Annotated in this window: 7 protein-coding genes; 4 read left to right on the plus strand and 3 right to left on the minus strand. The window is 70.0% G+C overall.

The features are described 5' to 3' along the window. Positions 1-1,710: phosphoenolpyruvate carboxykinase (GTP) (locus tag AOZ49_RS33175; RefSeq protein WP_054479353.1), on the minus strand; the 1,710-nt coding region annotated here is incomplete at its 3' end. Positions 1,711-1,876: 166 nt separating this feature from the next. Further along, the gene (locus tag AOZ49_RS29205) at positions 1,877-3,499 is read right to left on the minus strand and encodes an acyl-CoA synthetase (RefSeq protein WP_054432239.1); all 1,623 of its coding nucleotides are present in this window, start codon (positions 3,497-3,499) and stop codon (positions 1,877-1,879) included. Between the two features lie 142 nt (positions 3,500-3,641). Between AOZ49_RS29205 and AOZ49_RS29210 the strand changes: the two genes are divergently transcribed. After that, positions 3,642-4,367 (plus strand): TetR/AcrR family transcriptional regulator, encoded by a 726-nt coding sequence (locus tag AOZ49_RS29210; protein ID WP_054432240.1) that lies wholly within the window; start codon positions 3,642-3,644, stop codon positions 4,365-4,367. Here AOZ49_RS29210 and AOZ49_RS29215 read toward each other — a convergent pair. Then, on the minus strand, positions 4,331-5,242 hold the full coding sequence (locus tag AOZ49_RS29215; protein ID WP_054432241.1) for an SDR family oxidoreductase: 912 nt from the start codon (positions 5,240-5,242) through the stop codon (positions 4,331-4,333). The two genes, AOZ49_RS29210 and AOZ49_RS29215, sit on opposite strands and share 37 nt — an antisense overlap. 137 nt (positions 5,243-5,379) lie before the next feature. Here AOZ49_RS29215 and AOZ49_RS29220 point away from each other — a divergent pair, with 137 nt between their 5' ends. From AOZ49_RS29220 to AOZ49_RS29230, 3 genes are all read left to right on the plus strand, one after another. Beyond that, entirely contained in the window at positions 5,380-6,171 is a 792-nt protein-coding gene (locus AOZ49_RS29220) for an enoyl-CoA hydratase/isomerase family protein (RefSeq protein WP_054479355.1), read from the plus strand. A gap of 121 nt (positions 6,172-6,292) precedes the next feature. Then, a complete protein-coding gene (locus AOZ49_RS29225) occupies positions 6,293-7,687 on the plus strand; it encodes an MATE family efflux transporter (protein ID WP_054432243.1) in 1,395 nt (464 codons plus the stop codon). A gap of 26 nt (positions 7,688-7,713) precedes the next feature. Then, positions 7,714-8,377 (plus strand): M20/M25/M40 family metallo-hydrolase (locus AOZ49_RS29230; protein ID WP_156355782.1); only part of this gene is annotated, 664 nt, incomplete at its 3' end.

Below are 8,377 nucleotides of genomic sequence, written 5' to 3' on the forward strand. Positions count from 1 at the left end.
GTCGGGGCTGAACTCCAGGCCGGTCCAGTCGATGTCCTGGTAGCTGGGCGAGACGCCGAACACCTGGTCGACGCCGCTGGCCTGGCCGTCGATGCGGCCCAGCATCCAGCGCAGCACGCGCATGTTCTCGCCGAAGCCGGGCCAGACGAACTTGCCGTCGGGGCCCTTGCGGAACCAGTTGACGCAGTAGATGCGCGGCAGCGTGGCGCCGGCGGCTTCGAGCTGCTTGCCCAGGTTGAGCCAGTGGTTGAAGTAGTCGCTCATGTTGTAGCCGCAGAACGGCAGCATGGCGAACGGATCGCGCCGCACCACGCCCTGCTGGCCGACGGCGGCGGCGGTGGTTTCCGAGCCCATGGTGGCGGCCATGTAGACGCCTTCGACCCAGCTGCGGGCCTCGGTCACCAGCGGCACGGTGGTGGAGCGGCGGCCGCCGAAGATGAAGGCGTCGATCACCACGCCCTGCGGGTTCTCCCACTCGGGGTCGATCGACGGGCACTGCGCCGCCGGGGCGGTGAAACGCGCGTTGGGATGGGCGGCCTTGCGACCGGTCTCGCGGGCGATGGCCGGGGTCCAGTCCTGGCCCTGCCAGTCGATCAGGTGCGCGGGCGGCGTGTCGGTCATGCCTTCCCACCAGACGTCGCCGTCGTCGGTCAGGGCGACGTTGGTGAAGATGACGTTGGCCTTGAGCGTGGCCATGGCGTTGAAGTTGGTCTGCTCGCTGGTGCCCGGGGCCACGCCGAAATAGCCGGCCTCGGGGTTGATGGCGTGCAGGCGGCCGTCGGCGCCCGGCTTGATCCAGGCGATGTCGTCGCCGATGGTGGTCACCTTCCAGCCGTCCATGCCCTGCGGCGGGATCAGCATGGCGAAGTTGGTCTTGCCGCAGGCCGACGGGAACGCGGCGGCGACGTGGTACTTGCGGCCCTTGGGCGAGGTCACGCCCAGGATCAGCATGTGTTCGGCCAGCCAGCCCTGGTCGCGGCCCATGGTGGAGGCGATGCGCAGCGCGAAGCACTTCTTGCCGAGCAGCGCATTGCCGCCGTAGCCCGAACCGAAGCTCCAGATCTCGCGGCTCTTGGGGAAGTGGACGATGTACTTGGTGGCGTTGCAGGGCCAGGCCACGTCGGCCTCGCCGGCGGCCAGCGGCTTGCCGACCGAGTGCACGCACGGCACGAAGTCGCCGTCGGCGCCCAGCACGTCGTAGACCTGCTTGCCCATGCGCGTCATGATGCGCATGTTGACCGCGACATACGGGCTGTCGGACAGCTCGACGCCGATGTGGGCGATGTCCGAACCCAGCGGCCCCATCGAGAACGGCACCACGTACAGCGTGCGGCCGCGCATGGCGCCGTCGAACAGGCCGTTGAGCGTCGCGCGCATCTCGGCCGGGTCGGCCCAGTTGTTGGTCGGACCGGCGTCCTCGGGACGGTCGGAGCAGATGAAGGTGCGGTCTTCGACGCGCGCCACGTCCGACGGGTCGGAACAGGCCAGGAAGGAATTGGGCCGCTTGGCCGGGTTGAGCCGGCGCATGGTGCCGGCCTGGACCATCAGTTCGCACAGGCGATCGTATTCTTCCTGCGAACCGTCGCACCATTCGACGCGATCCGGTTTGGCCAGCGCCACCACACTGGCGACCCAGTCGATCAGGCCGCGGTGCTTGACGTACGCGGGTACGTTCAAGGCCGCCAGGCCCCCGTCCAAGGGCTTATTCATTAGGGTTATCTCCATACTAAGGCTAATGGCGATACGGCCCCTTTTGAGTGGGGCCGTATACATGTTTGCGCCATCATACTTGCAGCGGCCGGTCGGCCGTCAACCCGACCAAACGGACGAGTTTGTCACCGGGTTTGTCATCGCTTTTTTCAATGGCCGGCGCGGCTCAGGCATAGCTGCCGTCACGCAATGCGCGGCGGATGATCTTGCCGGTGGCGGTGCTGGGCAAACTGGTTACAAAGCGGATGCGGCGCGGGTATTCGTGCGCCGCCAGGCGGGTGCGCACGTGCGCCTGCAGGGCCTTGACCAGCGCTTCGTCGCCCGTCACGCCATCGTGCAGCACCACGTAGGCCATCACCACCTCGGTGCGCTCGGCGTCGGGCACGCCCACCACGGCGGCCATGCGCACGGCCGGGTGGCCCAGCAGGCAGTCCTCGATCGGCCCGGGGCCGATGCGGTAGCCGGCGCTGGTGATGACGTCGTCGTTGCGGCCGACGAAGCGGATGAAGCCGTCGGCGTCGCGCACGCCCATGTCGCCGGTCAGCAGGTAGTCGCCGGCGAATTTCTCGGCGGTGGCCTGCGGGTTGTTCCAGTAGCCCAGGAACATCACCGGGTCGGGCCGCAATACGCCGATGTTGCCTTCCTGGCCATCGGCCATTTCGGCGCCCTGCTCATCCACGATGGCGACCCGGTGTCCGGGCGCGGCGCGGCCGATGCTGCCGATGCGCGGCGCGAACAGCGACGAGCACGACGACACCAGCATGTTGCATTCGGTCTGGCCATAGAACTCGTTGATGGTCACGCCCAGCACGCGGCGGCCCCAGTCGATCAGCTCGGCGCCGAGCGATTCGCCGCCGCTGGCCACCGAGCGCAGCGCCAGCGCGCCGGGCGCGGGCGGGCTGGCCACGCCGCGCATCATCTTGAGCGCGGTGGGCGGCAGGAAGGTGTGGGTAACGCCATGGCGCGCCATCAGGTCGAAGGCCGAGGCGCCGTCGAATTTCTCGAAGCGCCGCGCCAGCACCGGCACGCCGTGGTGCCAGGCCGGCAGCAGCACGTCCAGCAGGCCGCCGATCCATGCCCAGTCGGCCGGCGTCCACATCAGCGTGGCGTGCTCGGGAAAGAATTCGTGCGACATCTCCACGCCCGGCAGGTGGCCGAGCAGCACGCGATGGGCGTGCAGCGCGCCCTTGGGCTTGCCGGTGGTGCCCGACGTGTAGATGATGACGGCCGGGTCGTCGGCCGCGGTGGGCTCGGGCTCGAACAGTTCGGACTCGGCGTCGAGCGACGCGTGCAGCGGCAGCGCCCCGCCCTCGCCCGGGCCGTCGATGCAATAGACCGTCTGCAAAGCCGGCAGCGTCGCGCGGATCTCCTGCAGGCGGCGGCAGCCCTCGGCGTCGGTGACCAGCGCGGCGGCGCCGCTGTCGGCCAGGCGGTACTGGATCGCGTCGACGCCGAACAAGGTGAACAGCGGCACCGCCACCGCGCCCATCTTGTAGACGGCGATGTGGGTCACGGCGGTCTCGGGCGCCTGCGGCAGGTACACCGCCACCCGGTCGCCGCGCCGCACGCCCTGGCGCCGCAGCGCGTTGGCCAGCTGATTGGCGCGCGCCTTGATATCGTCGAAGCTGTAGCGCGTCTGGCTGCCGTCGCTTTTCTCGTGGATCAGCGCCAGGCGGCCGCTGCCGTCGGCCCACTTGTCGCAGGCGTCCACGCCGATGTTGTAGGCCGCCGGCACGCGCCATTGGAAGGAAGACGCCAACTGCGCGTAGGTCTCGGTTCTGGACAGCATGATGCTCAGGTCTCCGTGTCGCTGTTCTTGTGGTCGCGGTTCTTGTGGTCGCGGGTCTCGTGTTCGCGTGTCTTTAAGGCGCGGCGCCGCGGGTCGTTATGATAGTAAGCCCCGGCCACTTCCCATCGCCCCGCCTCCACCTATGCAGAAAACCGCCGCCGTCCCGATGCGCCGCCCGCCGGCCAGCGCCAAGTCCGAGCAACGGATACGGGACATCCTGCGGGTCGCGCGGCAGGTGTTTTCCGAGGCCGGCTTCCAGGCCGCCACCACCACCGAGATCGCGCAGCGGCTGGGCGTGTCCGAAGGCACGGTGTTCACTTATTTCGGCGGCAAGCGCGAGCTGTGCGTGCGCGTCATCAGCGACTGGTACGACGAGATCATCGCCAAGGTCGAGGACAACCTGCCGCTGGTGCAGGGCACGCGCGCCCGGCTGCATTACCTGGTGCATGCCCACCTGCGCCACCTGCTGGCCGAGGGCACCGGGCTGTGCGCGTTCATCCTGTCCGAAGGCCGCGCCCGCAATGACGATTTCGGCGAGATCTACGCCGGCCTGCAACGGCGCTACACCGCGCCGCTGATGCGCATCCTGGCGCAGGGCCAGGCCGACGGCCATATCCGCCAGGACATGCCGCTGCGCCTGCTGCGCTCGGCGGTCTATGGCCCGATGGAGCACGTGCTGTGGGACGCCATCCTGGGCGGCGCGCGGGTCGACGTGGCCGCCACCGCCGACCACCTGGTCGACTTCCTGTGGCAGGCGCTGCAGCCGCCGCGGCGCGATGCCCTGGCGCTGGCGCAGTTCCGCGGCGAGGTGCAAGACGCCCTGCATCGGCTTCAGTCCGCCGAGAACAAGGACGGCGGCGCGTACTGAGGAAAGCCGTCGTAGGTGTCGCCGCGCGCGGCCGGCGGCAGGGTCCAGGAATGGCGCGCGTTGGGCACGCCGCCATCGACGCGGATGACGCTGCCGTTGATGAAGGCCGCCGCCGGCGACAGCAGGAACACCACCGCCGCCGCCAATTCGGCCTCGGTGCCGAAGCGCTGCAACGGCACCTTGGCGGCCAGGCCGCGCAGCACCGCGCGGTAGTCCTCGTCGTAGCTGTCCATGCCGCTGGAGGCGATCCAGCCCGGCGCCACCGCGTTCACGCGCACGCCGGCATGGGCCCATTCGCAGGCCGCCGTCTCGGTCAGGTTCCAGACGCCGGCGCGGGCCGCGCCGGAATGCCCCATGCCGGGCATGCCGCCCCAGATGTCGGCCAGCATGTTGACGATGGCCCCGCCGTGCTGGCGCATGTGCTGGGTGTAGACCTCGCGCGCCATCAGGAAGGTGCCATGCAGGTTGTTCTGCACCACCGCGTTCCAGCCGTTGAAGCTGATCTGGTCCAGCGGCGCCGGGAACTGGCCGCCGGCGCAATTGAACAGGCCGTCGATGGCGCCATGCGCGGCCAGCGCGTCGGCCACCGCGCCGCGCACGCCGGTTTCGCCACGGATGTCGCAGGCGTGCAGCGTGATGCGGTCGGCGGCCTCGGGGTAGATGCGCGCCAGTTCATCGCGCGCGGCCTCCAGCTTTTCCGGCTTGCGGCCCACCAGCGCCAGGCGCGCGCCCAGCGAGGCCAGTTCGTGCGCGGTGCAGCGGCCCAGGCCACTGCCGCCGCCGGTCACCATGACGGTCTTGCCGTCGAACAGGCCAGGCCGGAAGACCGACGCGTAGCGCGCCGCGGCGCCGGCGGCGTCGGGGAAATGGCTCATGTCTCGCTCCATCGTTATTTTTTTGAGGATAACTCAATATCCTCCAGATAAATATCCTGACTTGGCGTAATACCCTATATCTGCGCTCAATCAGTCCGGGTTATTAATTGAGTTGAAATCAATATCTGGAGACACGCATGACGCCGGACAGTCCGCTGCTGGAGACCCGCGATGGCCCCATCGCCCGCCTGACGCTGAACCGCCCCGACCTGCGCAACGCCTTCGACGAGACGCTGATCGCGGCCCTGACCGCCGCGGTGCGCGCGGCGGCGGACGATCCGGCGGTGCGGGTGCTGCTGCTGACCGGGGCGGGCAAGGCGTTCTGCGCCGGCGGCGACCTGAACTGGATGCGCAAGATGGGCACGCTGACGGACGCCGACAATCGCGCCGACGCCGCCCGCCTGGCGGAGATGTTGCGCGTCATCTGGACCTGCCCCAAGCCGGTGGTGGCCGCGGTCAACGGCGACGCCTACGCCGGCGGCTTGGGCCTGGTGGCGGCCTGCGACGTCGCCATCGCCGCCGACCACGCGCAGTTCTGCCTGTCCGAAGCCCGGCTGGGCCTGCTGCCGGCCACCATCAGCCCCTACGTGATCCGCGCCCTGGGCGAACGCGCCGCCAACCGCTATTGCCTGACCGCCGAGCGCTTCGACGCCGCGGCGGCCTACCGCATGGGCCTGCTGCACGGCGTGGCGCCGGCGGCGCAATTGCAGGACGAAGCCGAGGCCGTGTGCCGCGCGCTGTGCGACAACGGCCCGCAGGCGGTGCAGGCCAGCAAGCGGCTGGTGCGCGATTTCGCCGGCCAGCCGCTGGATGCCGCGCTGATCGCCGATTCGGTCGAGCGCATCGCCACCGTGCGCGGCTCGGACGAAGCGCGGGAAGGCGTGAGCGCCTTCCTGGAAAAGCGCCCGCCGGCCTGGCGTGCCGCATGACGCGCGGCGCGGGCGCCCGTCGCGCACGCGCCGCCGCGATGTCCCGCCCGGGCCAGGGGAAATATCCGGGTTAACCCCGAACGACGTTTAAGATGCGGGCTTCGTCCACAAGAGAAGCCGCATGCCCGCCCTTCGCCGCGCCGCCTGGAAACGTGAAATCGTCGCCACCCTGCTGCTGAGCCTGCCGCTGGTGCTGACCAATCTCGCCCAGATCGCGATGACGGTGACGGACGTCATGTTCATCGGCCACCTGGGTTCGCAGCCGCTGGCGGCGAGCGCGCTGGGCGCCAACCTGTATTCCGCCATCGCCTTCTTCGCGCTGGGCCTGGTCAGCGCCACCGCGCCGATGGCGGCGCGGGCCGAAGGCGCGCGCCGCAATTCCGTGCGCGACGTGCGCCGCACCGTGCGCCAGGGCCTGTGGACCGCGGCGCTGGTGTCGGTGCCGGGCTGCCTGGCGCTCTGGTATGGCGAGCAGATCCTGCTGTTGCTGCGCCAGCCGCCCGAACTGGCGGCGCCGGCCGGCCAGTACCTGCGCGCCCTGCTCTGGGCCATGCCGCCGTTCCTGGGGTTCCTGGTGCTGCGTTCGTTCGTGGCCGCGCTGCAGCAGGCGCGCTGGGCCTTCATCGTGGCGGTCGGCGCGATCCTGTTCAACGTGCTGGGCAACTGGGTGCTGGTGTTCGGCAACCTCGGCTTTCCGGCGCTGGGCCTGATCGGCGCGGGCGTGGCCAGCGCGGTCGCCAGCCTGAGCCTGTTCGTGGGCATGGTCGTGGTGGTGCTGCGCGACCGGCGCTTCCGCCGCTATCGCCTGTTCGGCGACCTGCTGCAACCCGACTGGCCGCGCCTGAAGGCGTTCTGGAAACTGGGCCTGCCGATCGGCGTGGCCACCGCCTTCGAGGTCACCATCTTCAACGCCGCGGCCTTCCTGATCGGCTGGCTGGGCGAGGCCGAACTGGCGGCGCACGCCATCGCCATCCAGATCGCCAGCGTGACCTTCATGATTCCCTACGGCGTGGCGCAGGCGGCCACGGTGCGGGTCGGCTACGCCCAGGGCGCGGGCGACGGCGCGGGCGTGACGCGCGCCGGCTGGAGCGCCTTCGGCCTGGGCATCGGCTCGATGGTGATCGCCGCGGCCCTGATGCTGACCGTGCCGTACGCGCTGGTGTCGGTGTTCATGGACGTGCACGATCCGGCCAACGCCAAGGTGCTGGCCTTCGCGGTCAGCTACCTGGCCGTGGCGGCGGTGTTCCAGATCGTCGACGGCGCGCAGGTGCTGGGCGCGGGCATGCTGCGCGGCCTGCACGACACGCGCGTGCCGATGATCTACGCGGCCATCGGCTACTGGGGCGTGGGCCTGCCGTGCGGCGCCTGGCTGGCGTTCCGCGCCGACTGGCGTGGCGTCGGCATCTGGAGCGGGCTGGCGATCGGCCTGGCGGTGGTGGCGGTGCTGATGATGCAGCGCTGGGCCCGGCGCGCGCCGCTGGGCCTGGTCGGGCGGCGCGTGTCCCACATGCCATAATCGCCGATGCATTTCCTGGAACCTCCATGCCCACCGCCTTGCCCGCTTTTCCCCCGTTGAACGCCGAACGCCTCTGGTCGCGCGTCGAGACCCTGTCGCGCTACACCCTGCCCGACCAGCCCTGGACCCGCCGCGCCTTTTCGCCGCTGTTCCTCGAAGCACGCGACTGGCTGCGCGGTGAATTCGAAGCCGCCGGCCCGGCCACGCGCCTGGACGCCGGCGGCAACCTGATCGGCACCCGCGCCGGCCGCAACGCGCAGCGCAAGCCCATCGCCACCGGCTCGCACTGCGACACCGTCATGAGCGGCGGCCGCTTCGACGGCATCATCGGCGTGCTGGCCGGCATCGAGGTCGCCCACACTTTGCGGGAACATGGCATCGAACTGGAGCATCCCTTCGAAGTCATCGACTTCCTGTCCGAAGAACCCAGCGACTACGGCATCTCCTGCGTCGGCAGCCGCGCCTTGAGCGGCCAACTCAGCGCCGACATGCTGGCCGCCCGCAACGCCGACGGCGAGACGCTGGCGCAGGGCATCGCCCGCATCGGCGGCGATCCGACCGCGCTGGGCCAGCCCTTGCGCGGCGCGGACGGCACCGCCGCCTTCGTCGAGCTGCACATCGAGCAGGGCCCCGTGCTGGAAAGCCGCCAGCTGCCCATCGGCGTGGTCACCAACATCGTCGGCATCCGCC

The organism is Achromobacter sp. 2789STDY5608615 (assembly GCF_001298995.1).
GTDB classification, from domain to species: Bacteria; Pseudomonadota; Gammaproteobacteria; order Burkholderiales; family Burkholderiaceae_B; genus Achromobacter; species Achromobacter insuavis.